Genomic DNA, 23,987 nt, shown 5'->3' with positions numbered 1-23,987 from the left:
AGCCCCCGTTGCTTTTTTGTGTATATGAGTATACTGGAGGGGTTGATGGCTGTAGCTGCCAATAAACGCTCTGTGATGACGCTGTATTCTGATGCTTCGGATATGTATAGCCATCAGGTGCGTATTGTACTTGCAGAAAAAGGTGTAAGTGTTGAGATCGAGCTGGTTGAGCCAGACAACCTTCCTGAGGATCTGCTTGACCTGAATCCATACAATTCTGTTCCAACTCTGGTGGATCGTGAACTGGCTCTGTATCAGGCCGGCATTATTATGGAATACCTGGATGAGCGTTTTCCTCACCCACCTCTGATGCCTGTGTATCCGGTTGCTCGTGGTAATAGCCGCCTGATGATGTATCGCATTGAGCGTAACTGGTATTCATTGGCGGAAAAAGTGCAGAAAGGCACAGCTGATGAAGCGGAAAAAGCGCGTAAACAACTGCGTGAAGAGCTGCTGGCTCTGTCACCGGTATTCGCTGAGTTCCCTTACTTCATGAGCGAAGAGTTCAGCCTGGTCGACTGTTACCTGGCTCCATTACTGTGGCGTTTACCTTCAATGGGTATTGAGCTTAACGGTGCTGGTTCGAAAGAAGTGAAGGCTTACATGACGCGCGTTTTCGAACGTGATTCATTCCTTGCATCACTAACAGAAGCTGAGCGCGAAATGCGTCTGGCTGGTCAGTGATGGAGATGGCCGAGATGACCCCGCGCCGACCCTATTTGGTGCGGGCTTTCTATGACTGGCTTGTGGATAATAATCTGACTCCACATCTGGTCGTTGATGCAACACTGCCTGATGTGCAGGTTCCGCAAGAATTTGTCAGCAACGGACAAATTGTGCTGAACCTTGCGCCACGTGCTGTGGGTAACCTTGAACTGGGAAATGATGCTGTTCGCTTCAGTGCCCGTTTTGGTGGACGTCCACATGCCGTGTCAGTGCCTCTTGCGGCTGTTTTGGCACTTTATGCACGGGAAAATGGAGCAGGCACTATGTTTGAACCAGAACCCGGCTATGAATTGGCAAACGGTGAACAAGAGGGGATTTTTGACGCAGCAGATGCTGTCGGCGATGAAGAGCATTTATCACCGGTCAGCCTGACTGATGCTGTCGAAGAGTTTGCCTCAGAGGAAGAACCACCTCGTCCACGCGGTCGTCCAAGCCTCACAGTGGTGAAGTAATCCACTTTGACGGACATAACAAAACGCAGTGTTTCTTTCGAAGCACTGCGTTTTTCTTTATCTGATGTTTCCTGAATACTGATGAAGTGGCTCAGTCCGTGTATTCAAACGCTTTGATCACGTGTTTAACCCCTTCCACATTGCGTGCGACATCCGCAGCAATATTGCCTTGCTCTCTGGTTACAAAGCCGAGCAGGTAAACCCGCTGGTTTTCCGTTGCCACCTGTACCGCTGAATCACGCAACTTTTTACTGGCGATCAGCTGTGCTTTCACTTTGGTGGTTAACCAACTGTCCAGACCGACATCTGAGAGTGTAGGGAGCGGACCAATCTGAAGCTGGTTATAGACTTCTTTTACGCTAGCCAGTTCTTGTACAGCGCCAGCTAATTGCCCGGCAGTCGTTTGATCCACTGCTTGGCCAACCAACAAAACCCGGCCTTCGGTCGATATCGCATTGACCCTGACTTTACCCAGATAAGGTGGCTTGTTGACTAAACCACCAACTTGCATGGCAATATGTTGATCTTGCCATTGTTGCTGCCCGCTGCGGGGATCGGTTTGCAGTATCGTACCGCAACCCGGCATCGACAAAGACAGAATCAAGATGAGAAGCAAGCGTTGCATGATCACCCTTCGTGTTGCGGGAAAAGAATCTGATCAATCAGATCACACAGGCAATGTACCGTCAGCAGATGGCCTTCCTGAATGCGGGCGGTTCGCTGCGACGGAATTCTGATCTCGACATCCTGCACACCCAGCAGCCCGGCCATTACGCCGCCGTCTTTACCCGTCATGGCTATGATGTTCATGTCGCGGGTCAGGGCGGCTTCCATCGCTTTGATGATGTTTTTGCTGTTTCCGCTGGTAGAGAACACCAGCAGTATGTCACCCGGCTGACCCAGGGCGCGAATCTGCTTGGAGAAAATTTCGTCCTGATGATAGTCGTTTGCGACAGCCGTCAGGGTGGTGGTGTCTGCGGTGAGTGCGAGTGCCGGCAGACTGGGACGTTCGGTTTCAAAGCGGTTAATCAGGCAGGAAGCGAAATGCTGGGCATTAGAGGCGGACCCCCCGTTACCACAACATAGGATCTTGTTGCCGTTTAGCAGGCTTTGCACCATCACCTGGGCAGAGCGGGAAATGGCATCAGGCAATGCTTCAGCCGCTGCAATTTGTGTCTGGATGCTTTCGGTAAAGTTTTCTTTAATGCTCTCTAGCATGTTTTACTCTTCAACTAAAGTGTTGGTCAGCCACGAGATTGCGTGGTCAGTCCCTTCTATGGTGACAACATCGAAACGCAGCAGGCTGTGTTCGGTGGAAATGCCTTTTGAATGCAGCCAGTACAGTGCGGCACGCTTGAGGCGTTGCAGCTTGCGCCAATTGACGGCCTCAGCCGCAGAACCGAAACGGTTATGGGCACGGTACTTTACCTCGACAAATACCCAGCAATCACCGTCTTTCATGATGAGATCAAGCTCACCACCCCGGCAGTGAACATTGCGGGCAATGGCAGATAGCCCCTGGCGTTGCAGATACTGCTCGGCCAGCGACTCGTAATGGTACCCCTGACGGCGCTTATTGAACAGGTGCAATGCCATTGGGTGTGAATACCGCCCAGTCTAACTGACGCTGAACAACACAATGATCATCTATGCTCAGCTGGCCGGTTTTACCTTGGGTGCTGTAATGCTCAACCACTTTCATCTGAGGCAGCTCAGTGATCATCCGGTACGCATCCATCCCAAAAGCATGAAGCCGGATGGCACTGTTCTTTTGCCCCGGCCACAGCTGTTCAAATTGCTCTGTGAAGGACTGATCCGGCGCTGCGAGCAGAGGGATATCACTAAATTCAATCCCGGACAGTTCACTGACGTTGGCGTTGTTGTCCGGGTTAGTCCGTGAACTGGCATACAGTTTTGGCGGAGTGACATCTGGATTGATCGCCACTTCGATAAATGGCTTGAGCAGGGTCACTTCATTCCGGTTGGCAATCAGGTACACCGCATCGGTATCGCGACGGCTGCGGGCCTGGGTTTCCAGTGACATACCCAGTACCTGCTCCATTTGCTGGCTGCGGGTCCGGCTGTCGGTTAAGCCAAACACTGCCGCCATCTGGTTCTGAATTTCACGACTGGAGCCAAAGGTCTGACGTTCTGCTTTAGTACCGGTCAGCGTTTCCCATTTCGTCATGAACGCCTGGCTGACCCGTCGGCCAAAGTCATTGGCCGGTGCCATGACCATGGGGCTACGGTGACCTTTGGCATATAAATGCTGCGCGGCTTGCTCGGCTTCCTGCTCGGGAGATAAGGAGAAATAACAAGTATTGGGCTGGCTTAAATCCAGGTTCTGCGGCTCATTAAGCGCCAGCTCTGTGATATTACCGCCTTCGGTGGACTGGAATTCGGTGATTTTTTCTTTCTGAAGCGGGCCAATCACCAGCTGAATGCCATCTTGCTGAAGTTTGTTGACAATACTGAACATAGGTTCGGATTCAGTATCGTAAATCGACAGTTCGGTATTCGGGTTACGCTCGGTATCTTCCAGCATGGCATTGAGGAAGCCATCGCGAACGGCTTTGCCCTGACTTTCAAACTTGCCTGACAAAGGCAGCAGGAGTGCGACTTTTTCCAGCTCTATCATTTCCAGACTCATGATAGCCTGCAGCTCTTTCGGCAGGTAGCTGTTGGCCGGGTGCTCCGGATGGTTTTGCAGCCATTGCTCGACCTCGGATTTCAGCCTGACAGGGCGCTGAGCTGAGGTGTTTTTAATCATGCTGAGTTCCACCCAGCCTTGCAGTACGGTTTCATCGGCACTGATGCTGGCGGCTTTAAGCTGGTGGTTATTATACTGAGACAAGTCTTGCCACAGATTCTGCCAGTTGACCTCTCTCTCACTGCTGTTGAGATACTGTGACAGTGAGGTGCGCTCTCTGGCGGCGGCAAAGTGTTGTTCCGTCTGCGTTAACAGCTCGGCACGCAGCAGGTGATAGCGTCGGTACTGACTGTCGGCCAGGGTCCACCAGGGCAGGAAGTTAAGCGTTTCCAGCGCGGTTTTGGGCTGACCTTGCTGGTAGCGCAGGGTTGCACGCGCTAGCTGCCATTCAGCCATTTGCACCGTAGACAGGTTCATGCCAGCCAGTTTATTGGCTTGCTGATCCGCCTGCGGCCAGCGGCCCTCTTTGATCAGTGCTTTAAGAGCCAGTATATGCCAGTCAATGCTAGCTGCACCTTCAGACGACTCTGCTTTGAGCAGGTAGCTGGCAGCGGAGTCAGAAGCAGGCGCCGTGATATCCGCAGAGTAAGACGTTGTCTGAGTGCCTGGCGCTGAACAGCCGGCCAGAATCACGGCAAGGGCTACAGGGGCCAGAATACGTGTTACACTTTTGCGCTTATGGGTAAAATTAAGCATTGAATTCATTCAACTGTGACAAATTACTCTCTATATTAATTGCAGATGAGATCATAGACAAATGAGTGAGACCAATTCGTGCTCGGTGGATGTCGCAACTTTGTACATCGTTCCGACCCCGATCGGCAATTTAGCAGACATTACCCACCGCGCGCTGGATGTTCTGGCCAATGTGGATTTAATTGCTGCTGAGGACACACGCCATACCTCACGCCTGCTGTCCCACTTTGCCATCTCTACCCGCACCTTTGCCCTGCATGATCATAATGAACAGCAGAAAGCGGATGTGCTGATTGAAAAATTGCGTCAGGGCAGCAGTATCGCACTGGTCTCTGATGCCGGTACACCTCTCATCAGCGATCCAGGATACCACCTGGTGACTCGCTGTCGTCAGGCGGGTGTTAAAGTTGTGCCACTGCCGGGGGCGTGTGCTGTGATCACCGCGCTGAGTGCCTCGGGCCTGCCGTCGGACCGCTTCAGTTTTGAAGGCTTTCTGCCTGCCAAAAGCAAAGGGCGGCAGGATACCTTCCGTCTGCTGATTGAAGATCCGCGTACCCTGATATTTTATGAATCACCGCATCGTATTCTCGACTCGCTGGCGGACATGCAGGCCGTACTGGGCCCTGATCGCCACGTGGTGCTGGCTCGCGAGCTGACCAAAACCTTTGAAACCATTCATGGCGCACCGTTAGGTGAGCTGATCCCCTGGCTGGGTGAGGACAGCAATCGTATCCGGGGGGAAATGGTGCTCTTGGTAGCAGGGCACAGGGCCGATAAAGATGCCTTGCCTGCTGAAGCGCTGCGAACGGTAAAGATTCTGGTTGCTGAGTTGCCGTTGAAAAAGGCCGCGGCCATGGCAGCAGAGATTCACGGTGTGAAGAAAAATGCGCTCTATAAATGGGGCCTGGACAATCTGGAATAAGCACAGAGCCGTTCAGCGCTGGCCGTTTTCTCGCCAGAGAAAGTAAGAAGTCTAACTTTCTCTGGTAACTCGGCCGGGAGTTTTATACAATCCGCCGCCTGAGTTGACCAGGTAACCGCTGCTTCGTTGATGTCCTTTGGGAGACTGACGGGGGGGAGGAAAGTCCGGGCTCCACAGGACAGGGTGCCAGATAACGTCTGGGGGGCGTGAGCCTACGACCAGTGCAGCAGAGAGCAAACCGCCGATGACTCGCTTGCGAGAACAGGTAAGGGTGAAAGGGTGCGGTAAGAGCGCACCGCGCGACTGGCAACAGTTCGTGGCACGGTAAACTCCACCCGGAGCAAGACCAAATAGGTCCCTAATGGCGTGGTCCGCGCTGGGGACGGGTAGGTTGCTTGAGCCTGCGAGCGATTTCAGGCCTAGAGGAATGGTTACCACCGCGCAAGCGGTACAGAACCCGGCTTATCGGTTAACTCACTTATTTTGGAAAGGTGGTGTTCGCAACATATGCGGGCATCACCTTTTATCGTTTCAGGGCCTGGGAACCAGAAAGTACGGCTGCATCAATTGTTTGTCAGAATCGCAGTATCTGTCTTGACAACTTTTTTGCTGCCTTCGTACACTTCGTGTTGGTTTTTTGTGGGAAAAAATGACGATTTTGTGGCAAAAATTGCAATTTCCCTGTTGCTTGCCCGACAAGGGCAGGTATAAATGAAAGAGGTGCACATGCATCGAAATCCGACGATTTCGGTGTGTTGCCACTGCTGCCTGTAGCGCAACAGGCAGAGCAGCGGAAAACCAACGACCCAGTAATCTCTGGTGGAGGCATCCGGCCGGTGTCTTCAGTTCGCTTATTATTCAGCTGAATCAATTATTATGTCCGAACAATTTGCTCACGTTTCCGTGCTGCTCCATGAGTCTGTCGATGGTCTAGCCATCAAACCAGACGGTATTTACATCGACGGTACCTTTGGCCGTGGAGGCCACAGCCGTCTGATCCTTTCCCACCTTGGCGAACATGGCCGTTTGTACGGTATTGACCGCGATCCCCAGGCGATTGCAGAAGCCGCCAAGATCAACGACCCGCGTTTCTCTATTATCCATGGCCCGTTTTCCGGTATGGCCGGGTACATGGAAGAGCTGGGCCTGACCGGCAAGATCGACGGTGTGCTGCTGGATCTGGGGGTCTCTTCTCCTCAGCTGGATGATGCCGAGCGTGGCTTCAGCTTTATGCGCGACGGCCCGCTGGATATGCGTATGGATCCGACATCCGGTATTTCTGCTTCTGAGTGGCTGGCCAGCGCCGAGGCGGACGATATTGCCTGGGTCCTGAAAGAGTTTGGCGAAGAGCGTTTTGCCAAGCGTATCGCCCGCGGCATAGTGGAATACCGCAGCAATCCGGACAATGTGCCGCTGGAGCGAACCACCCAGTTGGCTAAACTGATCGCTGACGTTTCACCATTCAGAGACAAGCATAAACATCCGGCCACCCGCAGCTTTCAGGCGATACGCATTTATATCAACAGTGAGCTTGAAGAGATAGATACCGCCTTACACGGCGCGCTGGAAGTACTGGCTCCTGGTGGCCGTCTGTCAGTGATCAGTTTTCACTCACTTGAAGATCGCATGGTGAAGCGTTTTATTCGTAAGCAGAGTAAAGGGCCTGACGTACCTGCCGGCTTGCCCCTGACCGAAGATCAGATCAAAGCGCTGGGCAGTGCCGATCTGAAAGCCGTAGGTAAAGCCATTAAGCCGACGGCTGCGGAGACTCAGCATAACCCGAGAGCGCGCAGTTCTGTGTTGCGTCTGGCTGAGCGCCTATGAGTACCCAGCCAGCAGCTGCGGACAGCCTGATTCGTCAGATCGGCCATGATCTGTTATCCGTCGGCCGTGTGCCTTTGGTGTTGCTGGTGCTGGTTCTCATTTCTGCCTTGGGGGTGGTATATATCACCCACCAATCCCGCCAACTGGTCGCGCAACAGGAGCAACTGCTCATTGAGCGGGACGATCTGGATATCGAATGGCGTAATCAGCTGCTGGAAGAAAACTCGCTGGCTGAGCATAGTCGAATTGAAACCCAGGCTGAGAAGGAGCTTGATATGAAGCGTCCTAATGCAGCGAATGAAATTGTTGTCCCGTAATGAAAAAAGCCGCCTCTTCACCTGAACCGCAGACGCCGCGCCCTTCGGCATCCACACCTGCGTTTATTCCCTGGCGTTTCGCCCTGATCTGTAGCTTGGTTGGTTTGGCACTGGTGGGTCTGATAGCCAGAGCCGCTTATATTCAGGTACTGGAACCCGGCAAGTTGATCCAGGAAGGGGATCTGCGCTCGTTGCGTGTGAAAGCCATGCCGTCGGCACGGGGCATTATTTCCGATCGCAATGATGAACAGCTGGCCGTCAGTGTGCCTGTTCAGGCCGTTTGGGCTGATCCGGTGGATATTTATAAGCATGGTGGTCTCTCGGAGCCGGCTCGCTGGCATGCGCTGGCAGATGTCTTGGGGTTGGATCGTCAGGACATGCTTGCCCGGCTGGAAGAGAATAAATCCCGTCGATTCATTTATCTGCAGCGTCAGGTCAGCCCGGCGATGGCGGCCTATGTCGGTAAGCTGAAATTACCCGGCATTGGCCTGAAAGATGAATCCCGCCGCTTTTACCCGGCGGGTGAAGTGAGTGCTCACCTGATTGGGGTCACGGGCATTGATGGTCGCGGACTGGAAGGTGTCGAGCGGACCTATGATGGCTGGCTGACCGGTGAGCCGGGCAGACGCACAGTACGTAAAGACAGGTACGGCCGTGTGGTTGAAAACATTTCGCTCAAGCAGCGCGAGCCGGGCAAACCGCTGGCGCTGAGTATTGACCAGCGATTGCAGGCGGTGGCTTACCGGGCCGTGAAGCAAGCGGTGGTAGATTACAACGCCACCTCAGCAACCATTGTCATGGCCGATGTGCGGACCGGCGAGATACTGGCCATGGTCAATGCGCCCTCGTATAACCCCAATAACCGCGATCAGCTGCAAAGTTTCCGCATGCGTAACCGTGCTATCACAGATGCGATGGAGCCAGGCTCCACCATCAAACCTTTTATCGTATTGGCTGCGCTGGAGAATGGCGTTGCCGATGAGAACACAGTCATCGATACCGGCAACGGGATTATGCAGGTAGGTGGCAGCCGGGTGCGGGATGTGTCACAGGTCGGCAAGGCCGATTTGGCGAGAATCCTGAAAAAGTCCAGTAATATAGGTGTCAGTAAATTATCTTTGTCTATGCCTGTTGATGCGGTGCTGGGTATGTACAGCGGTGTGGGTTTGGGTGAAGCGTCGGGCATTAACCTGATTGGCGAAGCGCTGGGATTGTTCCCGGATCGCCGTCGCTGGTCTGATTTTGAGCGGGCTACCCTGGCCTTCGGTTACGGTATTTCAGTCACCCCCATTCAGTTAGTACGTGCTTACGCTACCTTGGGGGGCTTAGGTATCAACCGGCCGCTGTCGATTTTGAAAACCGAAGCTGTGGTGCCGGGGCGGCAGGTGGTGTCGGCAGAAAACACCCGTAAAGTGCTGAACATGCTTGAAGGTGTTACGCAACCTGATGGCAGCGCCAAGCACGCGGCTGTATCTGGTTACCGGGTGGGCGCTAAAACCGGTACTGCTAAGAAAGCGGCGGCCGGTGGCTATAGTGATGAATATATCGCCATGACCGCAGGGCTGGCACCTATCAGTGATCCTCGTCTGGCTATGGTGGTGGTGATCAATGAACCTCAGGGTGATGCTTATTATGGTGGTCAGGTCGCCGCCCCTATTTTTGCAGAAGTGATGGGCAGTGCCCTGCAAATTCTCAATGTCAAACCTGATGCCGGAAAAGGCGATCAGTTGAATATCGTCCATAACAGAGGCAAGTCTGATGCCGGAACCTGATGTTTCAATTTCTTTGGGGGAGCTGTTAGCTTCCTGGTTTGCGCCTGAGGTCTTAGCCGCTTCAGTCTCTGCAGTGCAGGTCAAAGATCTGACCCTCGACAGCCGCGTTGTGGTGCCGGGCAGTATCTTTATTGCCATTAAGGGCCATGCGGTCGATGGTCGCCAGTATATTGATGCCGCGATCCAGGCCGGTGCGTCGGCTGTGCTGGCTCAGGCTGAAGATAACCAGCCAGATGGCGAGATACATTATCACAGTGGTATTCCTGTGATTGCGGTGTGTGATTTGCCGGCAAGGCTGTCCGCTCTGGCCGGTGCAGCTTACGGCCAGCCCGATCAACAGCTGCAGCTGGTGTCGGTCACAGGCACCAACGGCAAAACAACAGTCAGCCAGCTGCTGGCACAATGGGCTGGGTTGCTCGGCCGTACCGCCGGGGTGATGGGTACTACGGGCAATGGCCTGCTGTCCAGGCTGACACCGGCCATGAACACCACTGGCAGCGCCATTGATATTCAGAAAACCCTGGCTGAGCTGGTCAATCAGGGCGCAGATTTTGCGGCGATGGAAGTTTCCTCGCACGGTCTGGTGCAGGGGCGGGTGAAAGCCCTGCATTTTGCGGCCAGTATTTTCACCAATCTTAGCCGGGATCATCTTGATTACCATGGTGATATGGCAAGTTATGCGGCAGCTAAGCAAAGTTTGTTCACGGAACATAGCGCAGGTATTGCTGTCATTAATGCTGATGATGATGTTGGCAGACGCTGGCTGAACGAGTTGCATGACGCGGTTGCCGTCACGACAGAGTCATCGCATCTGTCCGGGCACAGCGGTAAGGCGTTGTGGCTGACGGCTGTCAGCTATTCCACTCAGGGGGTGACTGTATCTTTTGATTCCAGCTGGGGGCAAGGCGATTTTACCGCTCCGCTGGTTGGTGCTTTCAATGTCTCTAATCTGTTGTTGTCGCTGGCGACGTTACTGGCGCTGGGTTACCCCCTGAGTGTCTTGCTGGCCACGGCTCCCCGCCTGCAGGCGGTGATAGGTCGGATGGAAGTTTTTCAGGCCGCTGACAAACCTATGATGGTGGTTGATTATGCTCACACCCCGGATGCGCTGGAGAAAGCACTGGCAGCGTTACGCCTGCACTGTGAAGGCAAGCTCTGGTGTCTGGTCGGCTGTGGTGGTGAGCGTGATCGCGGTAAGCGGCCTATGATGGCTGCCGTGGCTGAGCAGTTAGCCGATTATGTGATCCTGACGGACGATAATCCGCGCAGTGAATCACCCCGGGAGATAGTGAATGATATGCTGGCCGGACTGGCACAGCCGGAACGCGTTCAGGTTATTCATGACCGGGCCGAAGCCTGCCAGCGGGCATTCAGTCAGGCGAAGGCGCAAGATATTGTACTGGTGGCCGGTAAAGGTCATGAGGATTATCAGGTACTGGCGGGGAAAACCATTCACTATTCAGATCGTGAAACCGTACAGGCCTTGTTGGAGACACATTAAATGATTCAGGTGACACTGAGCGAACTGGCAGCGGCGCTTAACGCCCGCTTGATTGGCCAGGATGTCAGTATCGATGCAGTTTCAACGGATACCCGGACAATAGTGCCGGGTACCTTATTTCTTGCGCTGAAAGGTGAGCGCTTTGATGCCCATGACTTTGCTGCGGATGCAAAGGCCAAGGGAGCATCCGCCTTGTTGGTGAGCCGTGAGCTGGATGTGGCTTTACCACAACTGCTGGTTAACGATACCCGCCAGGCTCTGGGCCAGCTGGGCTGCTGGCTGAAAGCAAAAATGACGCGCGAACATGGTCTCAAAACAGTGGCACTGACCGGAAGCTGTGGTAAAACCACGGTCAAGGAGATGGTGGCAGCAATTCTTTCACAATGTGGCCGTGTGCTGGCCACTGCCGGTAACTTTAACAATGATATCGGTGTTCCCCTGACGCTGCTGCGACTGACTCCGGCACATGAGTTTGCGGTGATTGAGCTGGGGGCCAATCATGAAAAAGAAATCGCTTACACCTCTGCACTGGTGAAACCCGATGCGGCACTGGTCAATAATCTGGCGGCGGCGCATTTAGAAGGTTTCGGTTCGCTGGAGGGAGTTGCAAGAGCCAAAGGCGAAATTTTCGAAGGGCTGATTCCCGGTGGCACGGCTGTGATCAATCTGGACTCACATGCCCTGGAGCGTTGGCAACCATTGCTGACCGACAAGCAGCTGGTAGGTTTTATTGCGGCGGACAAGGTACCTTTAGCTGCTGATGATTCTGACAGCAATTCTGTCGCAGGGTTCTCAGCCAGCGAGATTAGCGTTAACGGCCACGGCTGCCCTTGTTTTACAATGCACACACCTGCTGGTGATATTTCACTCACTTTGCCTCTGGCTGGCCGTCATAATGTAGCCAATGCGCTGGCTGCGGCGGCGTTGACTATGGCGATGGGAGCCACGTTGGCGCAAGTGGCGTCGGGATTAGCGCAGATGGAAGCCGTTAAAGGACGTGCTTTGGTACTGGAACCCAGGCAGGGATTGCGTCTGATTGACGATACCTACAACGCCAGTGTGGCCTCAGTGAAAGCCGCTATCGACTTGCTGGCGGATTTCAATGGGCAGCGCTGGCTGGTATTTGGCGATATGGCCGAAATGGGGCAAGAAAGTGAGCGGATGCATCGCGAGATAGCCGATTACGCTCAGCAAAAACAGCTGGATCGCGTCCTGACAGTAGGTAAAGCCAGTGCTATCGTGAGTGAAGTGAACCAGGGACAACACTTCAGTGATAATTTGGCATTGAAGGCCGCGTTGATCGCTCAGGTACAGCAATTTCATCATGAATCCGCACAGGATTCTCAACAACAACAAGAAATAACAGTGTTGGCAAAAGGGGCACGCAGCGCCCGTATGGAAGAAATTATTGCCGCACTGCAGGACTTATAACAATGATTTTTTGGTTAGCAGACTTATTAGAGTCGACTTTTCCTTTTTTCCGTCTGTTTGAATACTTGACGTTTCGCGCCATTATCAGCGTGTTGACAGCTTTGTTTATTTCATTATGGATGGGGCCTCGCCTGATTGCCCGTTTGCAGATGATGCAGATTGGCCAAGTGGTGCGCCATGACGGACCCGAGTCTCATTTCAGTAAGCGTGGCACGCCGACCATGGGCGGTGTCATGATTCTGGCGGCGATCACCATCACAGTACTGCTGTGGTCTGATATCAGCAACCCTTATGTCTGGGCTGTGCTGACCGTTATGCTCGGCTACGGTATCGTCGGCTTTATTGATGATTACCGCAAAGTGGTTCGTAAGAATACCGATGGTTTGATCGCCCGTTGGAAATATTTCTGGCAGTCGGTGATTGCCCTGGTTGTTGCCTTTGCCCTGTATGCCTACGGGAAAGACACGGCAGCGACCCAGCTGGTGGTGCCTTTCTTTAAAGATGTCATGCCCCAGCTTGGCGCGCTGTACATAGTGCTCACTTATTTTGTCATTGTCGGCACCAGTAACGCGGTGAACCTGACTGACGGCCTTGACGGTCTGGCCATTATGCCAACTGTGATGGTGGCGGCCGGTATGGCCTTTATTGCCTGGGCGACCGGTAATGTGAACTTTGCCAGCTACCTCAATATTCCGTATATCAGTAACGCCAGTGAACTGGTGGTGGTGTGTGCGGCCATAGTTGGTGCCGGTCTGGGCTTTTTGTGGTTTAACACCTATCCGGCACAGGTCTTCATGGGCGATGTCGGCTCGCTGGCGCTGGGTGGCGCTCTGGGGACGATTGCGGTACTGGTTCGTCAGGAGCTGTTGCTGGTGATCATGGGCGGTGTTTTTGTCATGGAAACTGTGTCTGTGATCCTGCAGGTGGGCTCTTACAAGCTGCGAGGCCAGCGAATCTTCCGTATGGCGCCGATTCATCATCACTATGAGCTGAAAGGTTGGCCCGAGCCACGTGTGATAGTGCGCTTTTGGATCATCACCCTGATGCTGGTGCTGTTTGCGCTGGCAACACTGAAGGTGCGCTAAATGAATCACTTGGCACAGGCAGGTAACGTTGTGGTCGTGGGTCTGGGTGTAACCGGACTGTCGGTGGTGAACTACCTGACAAGGCAGCCGTCACCGCCGGCAATTCAGGTGATTGATACCCGGGCCCATCCCCCGGGAGAGGATCAATTGCCAGACGGTGTCAGCCTGAGTGCCGGTCAGTGGCAGATGGACTGGCTGCTGGCGGCGGATCTGATCGTCGCTAATCCGGGGGTCGCCCTGAGTACGCCTGAGTTGCAAACCGCCATCGCGGCTGGCATTCCTGTGATTGGTGATATTGAATTGTTTGCCCTGGCAGCCGATAAGCCGGTGCTGGCGATTACCGGTTCAAACGGTAAAAGCACAGTCACCAGCCTGGTCGGTGCCATGGCCGCTGAAGCGGGTATCAAAGCGGGAGTAGGCGGCAACATCGGCCTGGCTGCCCTGGATATGTTAGAACAAGGTAATGAACTGTATGTGCTGGAGCTGTCGAGTTTTCAGCTCGAGACCACAGCTTCGCTCGAACTGGCTGCAGCGGCCTACCTGAACCTGTCTGAAGATCATATGGACAGGTACGACAGCCTTGCCGACTATGGTCAGGCCAAGCAACGTATTTACCGTCATGCCCGGCTGGCCATTAGCAATCGTGACGATGCGGCGACATTGCCGGATGGCTCATGGCAAGGTATGCGAACCAGTTTTGGCTTTGATGGGCAAGACTACGGACTGATTCAGCACCAGGGTGAAGAGTACCTGGCGGTGCATGGCATGCCTGTGATGCCAAGCCGGGACATTGCCCTGGTCGGCCGCCATAATGTGGCTAACAGCCTGGCAGCGCTGGCGCTGGCAGACGCGGCGGGTATTGACCGTGACGCTGCCTGCCGGACACTGCGCCGTTATACTGGTTTGCCGCACCGTTGTCAGCGTGTGGTACAGGCGCACGGTGTTGACTGGGTCAATGACTCGAAAGCCACCAATCTCGCCAGTACGCTGGCTGCGCTGAATGGTCTGTCCATTCCGGGCAAAGTGCATTTACTGGTGGGCGGTGACAGCAAGGGGGCGGACTTTACGCCGCTCAAACCTGTGCTGGAGACCCTCAACGTTCAGCTGTACTGTTTTGGCCGTGACGGTCACCGGTTCCTGACCTTGTCAAATGCCCCGGTCGTGGTGGAAACCTTAGATCAGGCGATGGCACTGGCAGCGTCGGAAGCGAGATCCGGCGACATGATATTACTGTCTCCGGCCTGTGCCAGCCTGGACCAGTATTCTAATTTTATGGCACGTGGCGACGCTTTTGCTGAGCTGGCTCACAGCCTGAAAGATCAGGTGCAGGGAGTGCAGGCATGCTGAAAGGGGTAAAAGATACCCTGTTTGAAATCAGCCAGTGGTTTAGCCGGCCGGCCCCGCCTTGTCAGTATGACAGACAACTGGTGTGGATCAGTCTGTCCCTGATGGTGACCGGTCTGGTTGTGGTCAGCTCCGCCTCTGTGCCTGTGGCCACACGCCTGACAGACATGCCGTTTTATTTTGCGCTGCGCCATGCCTTTTTTCTGTTCTGTGCCCTGATTATTGCCGCTTTCATGGTCCAGGTGCCGCTGGAGCGCTGGCGTCAGCTGAGTGTGCCTATGTTGCTGGTATCGCTGGCCTTGCTGGTGATTGTGCTGGTCGTTGGCCGTTCGGTTAACGGTGCGGTTCGTTGGATTCCGCTGGGGATCTTTAACCTGCAGCCAGCGGAAGTGGCTAAACTCTCGCTCTTTGTGTTTCTGTCCGGGTATCTGGTGCGCCAGTATCATCAGGTCAGACAAAGTTTTTACGGCTTTATCAAACCGCTGGCCGTGCTGGCGCTCATGGCTATTTTACTGCTGCAACAGCCGGATCTGGGTTCCTTTGTCGTGATGTTTGTCACTACAGTCGGCATGCTGTTTATTGCCGGGGCTAAGTTGTGGCAGTTCCTGGCCATGCTCTCGATGGCGTTACTGGGCATAGTAATGCTGATTGTGTTCGAGCCTTACCGCATGCGCCGGATCACCGCTTTTTTGGATCCCTGGGAAGATCCCTTTGGCAGTGGTTACCAGCTGACACAATCTTTGATGGCATTCGGTCGGGGTGACTGGATGGGACAAGGCCTGGGCAATTCCATTCAGAAACTGGAATATTTACCCGAAGCTCATACTGATTTCGTGTTCGCTGTACTGGCCGAAGAGCTGGGGCTGCTGGGGGTGACTCTGGTGCTTTTGCTTATCTTTACCTTGGTGTTCAAGGCACTGTTCATCGGAAAGAAAAGTCTGGAGTCTGGCCAGTTGTTCGGCGGTTTTCTGGCATTCGGCATCGGGTTCTGGTTTGCTTTCCAGACCTTGGTCAATGTCGGGGCGGCGGCCGGTATAGTACCGACCAAAGGGTTAACTCTGCCTTTGATCAGTTACGGCGGATCGAGCTTGTTCATTATGTCGACGGCCGTGGCCATTTTGCTGCGCATTGATCATGAACAACGGCATCAGGCTCGTTTCGGATCAGCGCAATCAAGTGATGAAAATGACAATGAAGAAAAATAAGCGTTTGCTGGTGATGGCTGGCGGCACGGGCGGCCATGTATTTCCTGCGTTAGCCGTGGCCCGTAAGCTGCAGCAGCAAGGCTGGGAAATTCGCTGGCTGGGTACGGCAGATCGCATGGAAGCCGACCTGGTGCCTAAACACGGGATTGAAATAGACTTTATTAAAGTGAAAGGATTACGCGGCCAGGGGATCAAAAAACTGCTGGCGGCGCCTTTTCAGATTGTGGGCGCGATATTGCAGGCCCGCCGCTATATCCAAGCCTGGCAACCGGATGCGGTGCTTGGCATGGGCGGTTATGTCAGCGGTCCGGGTGGCGTAGCAGCCTGGTTCAGCGGTATTCCGGTAATTCTTCACGAGCAAAACGCGGTTGCGGGCCTGACAAACCGCTGGTTATCGCGCATTGCGGCCAGCGTGTTACAGGCTTTCCCCGGCGCGTTTCCAGGCAAACCTGTGGTTGGCAATCCGGTTCGCCGCGATGTGACTGAGCTGGCAGCGCCAGCGCAGCGACTGGCTGAGCGAGAGGGTCCGGTACGGATCCTGGTAATGGGTGGCAGCCAGGGCGCACGAATACTGAACCAGACTGTACCGGCCGCCGCTGCGCAACTGGGCGGAGATGTCGACATCTGGCATCAGGCAGGTAAAGGAAATCAGGCCAGCACTGAGCAGCTATACAATAAGTGTGGTGTGCAGGGATATAACGTCACTGAATTTATTGATGATGTTGCGGCGGCTTATGACTGGGCCGACCTGGTGGTTTGCCGATCTGGGGCGCTGACCGTCTCTGAGTTGTCGGCGGCTGGCGTCGGAGCGATATTCGTGCCTTTCATGCATAAAGACCGCCAGCAGGCCCTGAATGCGGATCATCTGGTGGAGTGCGGCGCCGCACACATGATAGAGCAGCCGGATCTGACAGCCGATCGTCTGGCACAGCTAATTACAACCTTAGATCGCCCGGCTTTGCTGAGCATGGCCGAGGCGGCGAGACAGGCTGCGATCCTTGATGCGGATGTCCGAGTGGCTGATGTGATTAAGGCGCAGGCTAAGTAAAGAAGAGAACAGAGTGATGAGTAAACTGGATAACCAGCAAATAGCCAAAATCAGAACCATGGTGCCAGAGATGCGCCGCGTTGAGCGTATTCACTTTGTTGGTATCGGCGGGGCCGGAATGAGTGGCATCGCCGAAGTATTATTGAATGAAGGCTACCGTATCAGTGGTTCGGACATTACCCCGAACTCAGTCACTGAGCGTCTTGGCGAGCGTGGTGCAGAGCTGTTTTTTGGTCACGCGAGTACGAATGTTGAAGGGGCCAGCGTGGTGGTGGCCTCGACCGCAATATCGGCGGAAAACCCCGAGCTGAAAGCGGCTCGTGAGTTACGTATTCCCGTGGTCCGCCGTGCGGAAATGCTGGCCGAGCTGATGCGCTATCGCCATGGCATTGCGATTGCCGGTACGCACGGTAAGACAACCACAACAGCACTAACTACACAGATTTATTCCGAAGCCGGACTGGATCCGACCTTTGTTAATGGCGGCCTGGTGAAGAGTGCCGGTACCAATGCACGCCTGGGTTGCAGCCGCTATCTGATCGCTGAAGCCGATGAGAGTGATGCCTCTTTTATCCACCTGCAGCCCATGGTGTGTGTGGTTACTAACATTGAAGCTGACCATATGGAAACTTATGGCGGTAACTTTGAAAACCTGAAGCAAACCTTTATTGATTTCCTTCATAACCTGCCGTTTTACGGGCTGGCCGTGATGTGTATTGATGATCCTGTGGTACGGGAATTGCTGCCACGTGTGGGGCGTCAGGTCATTACCTACGGTTTTGCCGAGGATGCCGATGTCCGGTTGGTGAATTATCGTCAGCAGGGCCAGCAAGGACATTTCTCGATTCTGCGAAAAGGGAAACCGGAGCTGTCAGTCACACTCAATATTCCGGGACAGCACAATGCCCTCAATGCCGCCGCGGCCGTTGCTGTGGCGACGGAAGAAGGCGTAGAGGATGACGCTATCCAGCGCGCGCTGGTTGAATTTGAAGGAACCGGCCGCCGTTTTGATCACCTGGGTGAATTTGACAGCGGCAACGGCAACGTGATGCTGGTGGATGACTATGGTCATCACCCGAGTGAAGTGGATGTCACCATTAAAGCCGCTCGTGCTGGCTGGCCGGGTAAACGTCTGGTGATGGTATTCCAGCCTCACCGTTATACCCGCACCCGCGACCTGTATGATGATTTTGCCAATGTGCTGGAGCAAGTGGATGTACTGCTGATGCTGGATGTGTACAGCGCAGGTGAAGTCGCGATCCCCGGTGCTGACGGACGTTCACTGTGCCGTACCATTCGCGGACGGGGTAAGCTCGATCCGATTTTTGTGCCCAGCACAGCGGCATTACCGGGAGCTTTGGCCAATGTTATTCAAGAGAATGACCTTGTTCTGACGCAAGGTGCTGGTGACGTTGGTAAAATTGCCCGACAGCTGGCCGCGATGGCGCTCAGCGTGCATGAAATGAAGAAATAATATGCCGGTGTGGCATTTAAACGCTAAAATCTGGATTATTTTGTGTCACTTTCTTGCACTTCTTCGCTAAGCTTGAAGAGAAAGCCAGAATAATCCTGCTTTTGCATGCACTTTGATGTCTAAGCACAGGAAATTGCGAACAATGGTTGGAGAGCATCGAGTTGGTCGGTATAATCGGCCAGCTTTGTTGTTATATCCTGATTCTGGTGAAATTTTGTGGCTGATAAGTCATCACTTGTCTTGTCTGGTCCATAAAATAACGGCAGACTGACATGATTCAGGAAATAAAGTGTTAAACCATGACAGAAACAGCCTTGAAACAGAGTAACTTGATTGGCAGTACTTTGTCCCAGTGGCGGGGTTTAAGCTTTCTGGTGCTGGTCATAACCGCTATGGCTTGGTTGTTTGTCGCGGTAGTGCACTGGATGACAGATGCAAACCGATTGCCGTTATCCCAATTGATTATTCAGGGTGAGCTGCATCATCTGACCACAAATCAGGTCAGACAGGGCATTCTTGAAATGGGCTCACTGGGCAGTTTTATGCTTCAGGATGTGGACGAGCTTCAGCATGCCCTGGAGTCTTTACCCTGGGTTGCCCAGGCATCGGTACGAAAGCAATGGCCGGATACCGTAAAAGTGTATCTGGTTGAGCATCAACCAGCTGCTGTCTGGAATGACAAGTATCTGGTTAACCTGCAAGGGCAGGTGTTTCATGCCCCGTCTTCCGATGTGTCGGGCGAGCCTATGGTAACGCTGGAAGGACCGGATGGCAGCAGTGAGGAAATGCTCAAAACCTGGCGTGAAATGCAACCCGAGTTGCAGCGCGGCGGTTTAGAAATTGTCAGGCTGTCGTTAAATGAGCGGCGGTCATGGCGAATCTGGCTAAGCAATGGAATCCGGCTGGAGTTGGGTCGGGAAGCCAGAATTGAGCGTATCAAACGGTTTTTATGGTTATACCCGGATCTGGAACAGCAGGGTAAAGCCGTTGATTATGTTGACCTCCGCTACGACACAGGTGTTGCTGTTGGATGGCAACAGAATAATGAATAAGTGGTTCAGGAAAAGAGCGTGCGCTAATGACGAAGGCTACAGATAAAAAACTCATTGTTGGCCTTGATATCGGTACTTCCAAAGTATGCGCTTTGGTCGGCGAAGCATTACCTGACGGCCAGGTGAATGTCATTGGTGTGGGCAGCAGTCCGTCTAAAGGCATGGACAAAGGCGGCGTCAATGATCTGGAATCTGTCGTCAAATCTGTGCAAAGGGCGGTTGACCAGGCAGAATTAATGGCCGACTGCCAAATTGCCTCTGTTTATTTGTCGCTGTCTGGTAAACATATTCGTTGCCAGACCGAAAAAGGCATGGTGCCGATTTCTGATAAAGAAGTGACTCAGGATGACGTGGATAACGTCATTCATACTGCCAAATCGGTGAAAATCAGCGATGAGCATCGCACTCTGCATGTGATTCCGCAAGAGTTCGCCATTGACTACCAGGAAGGTATCAAGAACCCTGTGGGTTTGTCCGGCGTCCGGATGGAGGCCAGCGTTCATATGATCACTTGCCATAATGATATGGCACGTAACATAGTGAAAGCCGTAGAGCGTTGCGGCCTGAAAGTGGATCAACTGATCTTCTCCGGGCTGGCTGCCAGTTATGCTGTACTGACGGCAGATGAGCGTGAACTGGGTGTGTGCGTGATAGATATTGGTGGTGGCACCATGGACATGGCTGTCTGGACAGGTGGTGCATTGCGGCATGCGGAAGTGATTCCTTACGCAGGCAATGTGGTCACCAGCGATATCGCTTATGCCTTTGGCACACCGCCAGGTGATGCTGAGGAAATCAAAGTGAAGTACGGTTGTGCACTGAGCGAGCTGGTCAGTAAAGATGCCAAAGTCGACGTACCGAGTGTGGGAGGTCGGCCATCGCGCAGCCTGCAAAGCCAGACATTGGCCGAAGTCATTGAACCGAGATACAGCGAGTTGCTGGGTCTGGTTAATCAAAAGTTGGTGGAAATACAAGAACAATTGCGTAATACGGGTGTTAAACACCAGCTGGCCGCTGGGATAGTGTTAACCGGTGGAGCCTCACAGATGGAAGGGCTGGTCGAATGTGCTGAGCGGGTATTCCGTAATCAGGTACGTTTAGGCCGACCGCTGGCATTGAGTGGTTTAACGGACTATGTCCAGGCCCCGCATTACGCGACAGCAGTAGGCTTACTGCATTACGGAAAGGACAGTCAGACATTTGAAGATGGTGAACTTGAACCAAAACGGTCAGTTGCAGGTCTGTTCACTAAAATTAGTGGTTGGCTAAGAAAAGAATTTTAAACCTGATGCGAACAGGAAGAACGGAGAGAACACATGTTTGAACCGATGATGGAATTGTCTGATGAAGCGGTAATTAAGGTCATTGGCGTTGGCGGTGGTGGTGGTAACGCTGTCGATCACATGGTTCGTGAATCGATCGAAGGCGTACACTTTATCAGTGTTAACACTGATGCGCAGGCTTTGCGTAAGAGTAACGTCGGCACAGTGATCCAGATTGGTGGTGATATCACCAAAGGTTTGGGCGCAGGCGCTAACCCTCAGGTTGGTCGTGATTCAGCCCTGGAAGATCGTGAAGCGATCAGGGAAGCATTAGAAGGTTCTGATATGGTCTTCATCGCTGCAGGCATGGGGGGCGGCACAGGTACAGGTGCGGCGCCTATCATTGCTGAAGTAGCGAAAGAACTGGGAATTCTAACGGTTGCTGTTGTCACTAAGCCATTCAGCTTTGAGGGCAAAAAACGTTTGGCGTTTGCGGAACAGGGCATTGAAGAGCTGTCCAAACACGTTGATTCGTTGATTACGATTCCAAACGAGAAGCTGCTGAAAGTGCTGGGGCGTGGTATCACGCTGTTAGACGCTTTTGCAAAAGCAAACGACGTACTGAAAAACGCCGTTCAGGGTATTGCTGAGCTGATTACCCGCCCGGGTATGATCAATGTCGACTTTGCAGACGTACGTACTGTGATGTCCGAAATGGGTCATGCCATGATGGGTAGCGGTGTTGCGACAGGTGAAGACCGAGCGGAAGAAGCAGCAGAAATGGCGATTTCCAGCCCGCTGCTGGAAGACATCGATCTGGCTGGTGCCCGTGGTGTTCTGGTGAACATTACTGCCGGTCTGGATATGCGTCTGGACGAGTTTGAAACTGTCGGTAATACAGTGAAAGCTTTTGCTTCTGATAACGCAACTGTGGTGATCGGTACGTCTCTGGATCCGGATATGACCGATGAGCTGCGTGTGACAGTTGTGGCAACCGGTATTGGTAAAGAGTCTCGTCCGGATATTACTCTGGTCACCAGCTCAGCCAAGCCTGCAGCACAGGAAAAGCCTGTGATCCAGGAGAAGGAAGAACCGATCGCAGCTAAAACGCCGGCACAACCCGCTGTTGCTGAGAAAAGTGTTCAGTCAGGGTCAGCCGCTACGGCCGCTAAGCCTAAGCAGCAAGCCGATCATGACTATCTGGATATCCCAGCATTTTTGCGCAAGCAGGCAGACTAAGTTTAAAAAATTTGGGTTAGGTCACGTTTGGTGGTAATATGAGCGCCTGGCCGCCCTCAAGTTTGCAGATTGGTGGCCGATAAATAGTCATCAGTCAGTTGAGACGAGTAAGCAGATGATCAGACAACGTACACTAAAAAGCATCGTTAAAACGATTGGAGTGGGTTTGCATTCCGGGCGTAAAGTGACGCTTATTCTGCGGCCTGCTGCCGCAAATACTGGTGTAATCTATCGTCGTACGGATCTAAATCCGCCGGTGGATTTCCCGGCTAATGCAGATTCTGTGCGAGATACTATGTTGTGCACCGCACTGGTGAATGATCAGGGCGTACGCATCTCAACTGTCGAGCACCTGAATGCTGCCCTTGCTGGTATGGGTATTGATAACGTTATTGTGGAAGTGGACGCACCGGAAATTCCTATTATGGACGGTAGCGCCAGCCCCTTTATTTATCTGTTGCAATCTGCCGGCATTGAAACGCTGAATGCGCCTAAGCGTTTTCTGCGTTTGAAAAAAACTGTTCGCGTTGAAGATGGCGATAAATGGGCGGAGCTGCGACCGTATAACGGTTTCCGTCTGGATTTCGCGATTGAATTTAATCATCCGGCGATTGATTCCGAGCAGCAGCGTCTGGTACTGGATTTTTCCAGCCAGTCGTTTGTGAAAGATATCAGTCGTGCCCGTACTTTCGGTTTTATGCGTGATATTGAGTATCTGCAGTCTCAGAACCTGTGTCTGGGTGGCAGCTTCGATAATGCTATCGTGCTTGATGATTATCGCATTCTGAACGATGAAGGTCTGCGTTTCGACAATGAGTTGGTGACGCACAAAGTACTCGACGCTATCGGCGACCTGTATATGTGTGGTCACAACATTATTGGTGAAATGGTGGCTTATAAATCCGGTCATGCCCTGAACAACATGCTACTGCGCGCTGTACTTGCTGATCAGGAAGCCTTTGAATGGTCGACATTCCAGGACGAAGCCGAAGTACCGGTAACCTTTGCCCAGCCTGGCATGGTACTGGCGTAAAGCTAAGCAATTAAAGAAAAACGTCAGACTCTGTCTGGCGTTTTTTTTCACCTGTAGTGCCGGTTACTGGTTGTTTTGTTTGGCGAGAGCAGCCAGTCGCTCCAGACGGGCTTTGACTTTGGCTGGGGCATCCTGAGCGGTTTCCATCAGAGACTGCGCAGCTTTTTGTGAAATGGGCTTACGTTTCAGCACAGAGGTGCTGTTGGTTTTCACTGTCGTTGCCGCCAGAACCGGATTGACACTGACCCTGATATCCTGAAGCTGAGGCAGCATATGTTCACGGAGCCGTTGTATCAACTGGTTCCGTTCATAATTCAGCCGCATTGACCAGGCCGCCGATGCGACTTCAATCACTAATATTCCTTGCCGGTAGTTGCTGACACGGCAGAGTTGCGCGCAATTGAGATGCTGCTGTACCTGCACATTGAGCTTATGCAATGCCATGGCTCTTTGCTGGATATTGCCCAATGCCGTTTCATCATCCAGCAGGCTGGCTGTTGTTTGTGGGCGGTGATCTCTCATTTTGACGCCGTAAAAATGAATTTAATGAATGTAAAGAACGCACCGAACGGAGTGAGATCTAAATTTTACTATCTGATCACTAAGTTATCGCCTTAATGATAGGCGGACCAGAGAATATTTTTTATCATAACAAATTAAGGGAGCGGCCTGCGCTTTTTCTGGCGTTGAGGTGCATGGTTCCAATTCGTAAAGCATGATATTGTGCCTTGATTGCCCTTGAAATTTAGCAAGGGAAACACAATATCTCCATCACAGACATTTGTTTTCAACCCAGCTTGAAGTTAACGAATAGTATTGGGAAGGGCGGAGCATGGAAGGGCTTCGTTTTGATTGCAATTTATTGAGTACTCAGCCTGCGCATGTGCTGGGATC

Annotated in this window: 22 protein-coding genes and 1 other RNA gene; 18 read left to right on the top strand and 5 right to left on the bottom strand. The window is 53.0% G+C overall.

Going from position 1 to position 23,987, the window contains the following annotated elements; all coding sequences use genetic code 11:
• Positions 1-45 precede the first annotated feature (45 nt).
• Both sspA and sspB read left to right on the top strand, forming a co-directional pair.
• Positions 46-684, top strand: a complete 639-nt coding sequence (gene sspA, locus IFO68_RS10435; protein WP_192015831.1) for a stringent starvation protein SspA — start codon at positions 46-48, stop codon at positions 682-684.
• On the top strand, positions 684-1,178 hold the full coding sequence (gene sspB / locus IFO68_RS10430; protein ID WP_192015907.1) for a ClpXP protease specificity-enhancing factor: 495 nt from the start codon (positions 684-686) through the stop codon (positions 1,176-1,178). Before sspA ends, sspB begins: the two co-directional genes overlap by 1 nt.
• Before the next feature lie 91 nt (positions 1,179-1,269).
• Here sspB and IFO68_RS10425 read toward each other — a convergent pair whose 3' ends face one another.
• The 4 genes from IFO68_RS10425 to IFO68_RS10410 are packed head-to-tail and all read right to left on the bottom strand — an operon-like array spanning position 1,270 to position 4,584.
• Positions 1,270-1,803 (bottom strand): BON domain-containing protein, encoded by a 534-nt coding sequence (locus tag IFO68_RS10425; protein WP_225445169.1) that lies wholly within the window; start codon positions 1,801-1,803, stop codon positions 1,270-1,272.
• A 2-nt stretch (positions 1,804-1,805) separates the two neighbouring features.
• Complete coding sequence (locus tag IFO68_RS10420; RefSeq protein WP_027253687.1) at positions 1,806-2,396, bottom strand: phosphoheptose isomerase; 591 nt, start codon at positions 2,394-2,396, stop codon at positions 1,806-1,808.
• Between the two features lie 3 nt (positions 2,397-2,399).
• Positions 2,400-2,774 carry a YraN family protein gene (locus IFO68_RS10415; RefSeq protein WP_192015829.1) on the bottom strand — a complete coding sequence of 125 codons (375 nt, stop codon included), beginning with the start codon at positions 2,772-2,774 and terminating at the stop codon, positions 2,400-2,402.
• Positions 2,752-4,584: a penicillin-binding protein activator gene (locus tag IFO68_RS10410; protein ID WP_192015828.1), complete on the bottom strand. Its 1,833-nt coding sequence runs from the start codon at positions 4,582-4,584 to the stop codon at positions 2,752-2,754. Before IFO68_RS10410 ends, IFO68_RS10415 begins: the two co-directional genes overlap by 23 nt.
• Before the next feature lie 61 nt (positions 4,585-4,645).
• Here IFO68_RS10410 and rsmI point away from each other — a divergent pair, with 61 nt between their 5' ends.
• From rsmI to lpxC, 16 genes are all read left to right on the top strand, one after another.
• Positions 4,646-5,506, top strand: coding sequence for a 16S rRNA (cytidine(1402)-2'-O)-methyltransferase (gene rsmI / locus IFO68_RS10405; RefSeq protein WP_192015827.1), 861 nt, complete (start codon positions 4,646-4,648; stop codon positions 5,504-5,506).
• A 99-nt stretch (positions 5,507-5,605) separates the two neighbouring features.
• An RNA gene (gene rnpB, locus IFO68_RS10400) (RNase P RNA component class A) lies at positions 5,606-5,987 on the top strand.
• Positions 5,988-6,382: 395 nt separating this feature from the next.
• Positions 6,383-7,330, top strand: coding sequence for a 16S rRNA (cytosine(1402)-N(4))-methyltransferase RsmH (rsmH, locus tag IFO68_RS10395; protein ID WP_192015826.1), 948 nt, complete (start codon positions 6,383-6,385; stop codon positions 7,328-7,330).
• Positions 7,327-7,647 carry a cell division protein FtsL gene (gene ftsL / locus IFO68_RS10390; protein WP_192015825.1) on the top strand — a complete coding sequence of 107 codons (321 nt, stop codon included), beginning with the start codon at positions 7,327-7,329 and terminating at the stop codon, positions 7,645-7,647. Before rsmH ends, ftsL begins: the two co-directional genes overlap by 4 nt.
• Positions 7,647-9,419, top strand: a complete 1,773-nt coding sequence (locus IFO68_RS10385; protein ID WP_192015824.1) for a penicillin-binding transpeptidase domain-containing protein — start codon at positions 7,647-7,649, stop codon at positions 9,417-9,419. The genes ftsL and IFO68_RS10385 overlap by 1 nt, the downstream gene beginning before the upstream one ends.
• Positions 9,406-10,920, top strand: coding sequence for a UDP-N-acetylmuramoyl-L-alanyl-D-glutamate--2,6-diaminopimelate ligase (gene murE, locus IFO68_RS10380; RefSeq protein WP_192015823.1), 1,515 nt, complete (start codon positions 9,406-9,408; stop codon positions 10,918-10,920). Before IFO68_RS10385 ends, murE begins: the two co-directional genes overlap by 14 nt.
• Positions 10,921-12,351 (top strand): UDP-N-acetylmuramoyl-tripeptide--D-alanyl-D-alanine ligase, encoded by a 1,431-nt coding sequence (gene murF, locus IFO68_RS10375; RefSeq protein WP_192015822.1) that lies wholly within the window; start codon positions 10,921-10,923, stop codon positions 12,349-12,351. It abuts the gene before it with no gap.
• 2 nt (positions 12,352-12,353) lie between these two features.
• Positions 12,354-13,436: a phospho-N-acetylmuramoyl-pentapeptide-transferase gene (gene mraY, locus IFO68_RS10370; RefSeq protein WP_027253679.1), complete on the top strand. Its 1,083-nt coding sequence runs from the start codon at positions 12,354-12,356 to the stop codon at positions 13,434-13,436.
• The gene (gene murD / locus IFO68_RS10365) at positions 13,437-14,783 is read left to right on the top strand and encodes a UDP-N-acetylmuramoyl-L-alanine--D-glutamate ligase (RefSeq protein ID WP_192015821.1); all 1,347 of its coding nucleotides are present in this window, start codon (positions 13,437-13,439) and stop codon (positions 14,781-14,783) included.
• Complete coding sequence (ftsW, locus tag IFO68_RS10360) at positions 14,777-15,985, top strand: cell division protein FtsW (protein ID WP_192015820.1); 1,209 nt, start codon at positions 14,777-14,779, stop codon at positions 15,983-15,985. The genes murD and ftsW overlap by 7 nt, the downstream gene beginning before the upstream one ends.
• On the top strand, positions 15,972-17,033 hold the full coding sequence (gene murG / locus IFO68_RS10355) for an undecaprenyldiphospho-muramoylpentapeptide beta-N-acetylglucosaminyltransferase (protein ID WP_192015819.1): 1,062 nt from the start codon (positions 15,972-15,974) through the stop codon (positions 17,031-17,033). Before ftsW ends, murG begins: the two co-directional genes overlap by 14 nt.
• A 16-nt stretch (positions 17,034-17,049) precedes the next feature.
• A complete protein-coding gene (murC, locus tag IFO68_RS10350) occupies positions 17,050-18,507 on the top strand; it encodes a UDP-N-acetylmuramate--L-alanine ligase (protein WP_192015818.1) in 1,458 nt (485 codons plus the stop codon).
• A gap of 299 nt (positions 18,508-18,806) precedes the next feature.
• A complete protein-coding gene (locus IFO68_RS10345; protein ID WP_192015817.1) occupies positions 18,807-19,559 on the top strand; it encodes a cell division protein FtsQ/DivIB in 753 nt (250 codons plus the stop codon).
• A gap of 26 nt (positions 19,560-19,585) precedes the next feature.
• The gene (gene ftsA, locus IFO68_RS10340; protein ID WP_027253673.1) at positions 19,586-20,842 is read left to right on the top strand and encodes a cell division protein FtsA; all 1,257 of its coding nucleotides are present in this window, start codon (positions 19,586-19,588) and stop codon (positions 20,840-20,842) included.
• 33 nt (positions 20,843-20,875) lie between these two features.
• Entirely contained in the window at positions 20,876-22,060 is a 1,185-nt protein-coding gene (ftsZ, locus tag IFO68_RS10335) for a cell division protein FtsZ (protein ID WP_027253672.1), read from the top strand.
• Positions 22,061-22,175: 115 nt separating this feature from the next.
• Positions 22,176-23,093 (top strand): UDP-3-O-acyl-N-acetylglucosamine deacetylase, encoded by a 918-nt coding sequence (gene lpxC / locus IFO68_RS10330; protein WP_192015816.1) that lies wholly within the window; start codon positions 22,176-22,178, stop codon positions 23,091-23,093.
• A 63-nt stretch (positions 23,094-23,156) separates the two neighbouring features.
• On the opposite strand, the gene IFO68_RS10325 is transcribed toward lpxC, so the two are convergent.
• Positions 23,157-23,615 carry a DUF721 domain-containing protein gene (locus tag IFO68_RS10325; protein WP_192015815.1) on the bottom strand — a complete coding sequence of 153 codons (459 nt, stop codon included), beginning with the start codon at positions 23,613-23,615 and terminating at the stop codon, positions 23,157-23,159.
• Positions 23,616-23,987: the final 372 nt, after the last annotated feature.

Source organism: Photobacterium arenosum, from assembly GCF_014841115.1.
GTDB lineage: Bacteria > Pseudomonadota > Gammaproteobacteria > Enterobacterales > Vibrionaceae > Photobacterium > Photobacterium arenosum.
This window is presented reverse-complemented; position numbering and strand designations above follow the sequence as displayed.

Excerpts from the sequence above, each read along its gene's own strand:
- sspA (WP_192015831.1), top strand. The coding sequence starts at position 46 with ATGGCTGTAGCTGCCAATAAACGCTCTGTGATGACGCTGTATTCTGAT.
- sspB (WP_192015907.1), top strand. The coding sequence starts at position 684 with ATGGAGATGGCCGAGATGACCCCGCGCCGACCCTATTTGGTGCGGGCT.
- IFO68_RS10425 (WP_225445169.1), bottom strand. The coding sequence starts at position 1,803 with ATGCAACGCTTGCTTCTCATCTTGATTCTGTCTTTGTCGATGCCGGGT.
- IFO68_RS10420 (WP_027253687.1), bottom strand. The coding sequence starts at position 2,396 with ATGCTAGAGAGCATTAAAGAAAACTTTACCGAAAGCATCCAGACACAA.
- IFO68_RS10415 (WP_192015829.1), bottom strand. The coding sequence starts at position 2,774 with ATGGCATTGCACCTGTTCAATAAGCGCCGTCAGGGGTACCATTACGAG.
- IFO68_RS10410 (WP_192015828.1), bottom strand. The coding sequence starts at position 4,584 with ATGCTTAATTTTACCCATAAGCGCAAAAGTGTAACACGTATTCTGGCC.
- rsmI (WP_192015827.1), top strand. The coding sequence starts at position 4,646 with ATGAGTGAGACCAATTCGTGCTCGGTGGATGTCGCAACTTTGTACATC.
- rsmH (WP_192015826.1), top strand. The coding sequence starts at position 6,383 with ATGTCCGAACAATTTGCTCACGTTTCCGTGCTGCTCCATGAGTCTGTC.
- ftsL (WP_192015825.1), top strand. The coding sequence starts at position 7,327 with ATGAGTACCCAGCCAGCAGCTGCGGACAGCCTGATTCGTCAGATCGGC.
- IFO68_RS10385 (WP_192015824.1), top strand. The coding sequence starts at position 7,647 with ATGAAAAAAGCCGCCTCTTCACCTGAACCGCAGACGCCGCGCCCTTCG.
- murE (WP_192015823.1), top strand. The coding sequence starts at position 9,406 with ATGCCGGAACCTGATGTTTCAATTTCTTTGGGGGAGCTGTTAGCTTCC.
- murF (WP_192015822.1), top strand. The coding sequence starts at position 10,921 with ATGATTCAGGTGACACTGAGCGAACTGGCAGCGGCGCTTAACGCCCGC.
- mraY (WP_027253679.1), top strand. The coding sequence starts at position 12,354 with ATGATTTTTTGGTTAGCAGACTTATTAGAGTCGACTTTTCCTTTTTTC.
- murD (WP_192015821.1), top strand. The coding sequence starts at position 13,437 with ATGAATCACTTGGCACAGGCAGGTAACGTTGTGGTCGTGGGTCTGGGT.
- ftsW (WP_192015820.1), top strand. The coding sequence starts at position 14,777 with ATGCTGAAAGGGGTAAAAGATACCCTGTTTGAAATCAGCCAGTGGTTT.
- murG (WP_192015819.1), top strand. The coding sequence starts at position 15,972 with ATGAAGAAAAATAAGCGTTTGCTGGTGATGGCTGGCGGCACGGGCGGC.
- murC (WP_192015818.1), top strand. The coding sequence starts at position 17,050 with ATGAGTAAACTGGATAACCAGCAAATAGCCAAAATCAGAACCATGGTG.
- IFO68_RS10345 (WP_192015817.1), top strand. The coding sequence starts at position 18,807 with ATGACAGAAACAGCCTTGAAACAGAGTAACTTGATTGGCAGTACTTTG.
- ftsA (WP_027253673.1), top strand. The coding sequence starts at position 19,586 with ATGACGAAGGCTACAGATAAAAAACTCATTGTTGGCCTTGATATCGGT.
- ftsZ (WP_027253672.1), top strand. The coding sequence starts at position 20,876 with ATGTTTGAACCGATGATGGAATTGTCTGATGAAGCGGTAATTAAGGTC.
- lpxC (WP_192015816.1), top strand. The coding sequence starts at position 22,176 with ATGATCAGACAACGTACACTAAAAAGCATCGTTAAAACGATTGGAGTG.
- IFO68_RS10325 (WP_192015815.1), bottom strand. The coding sequence starts at position 23,615 with ATGAGAGATCACCGCCCACAAACAACAGCCAGCCTGCTGGATGATGAA.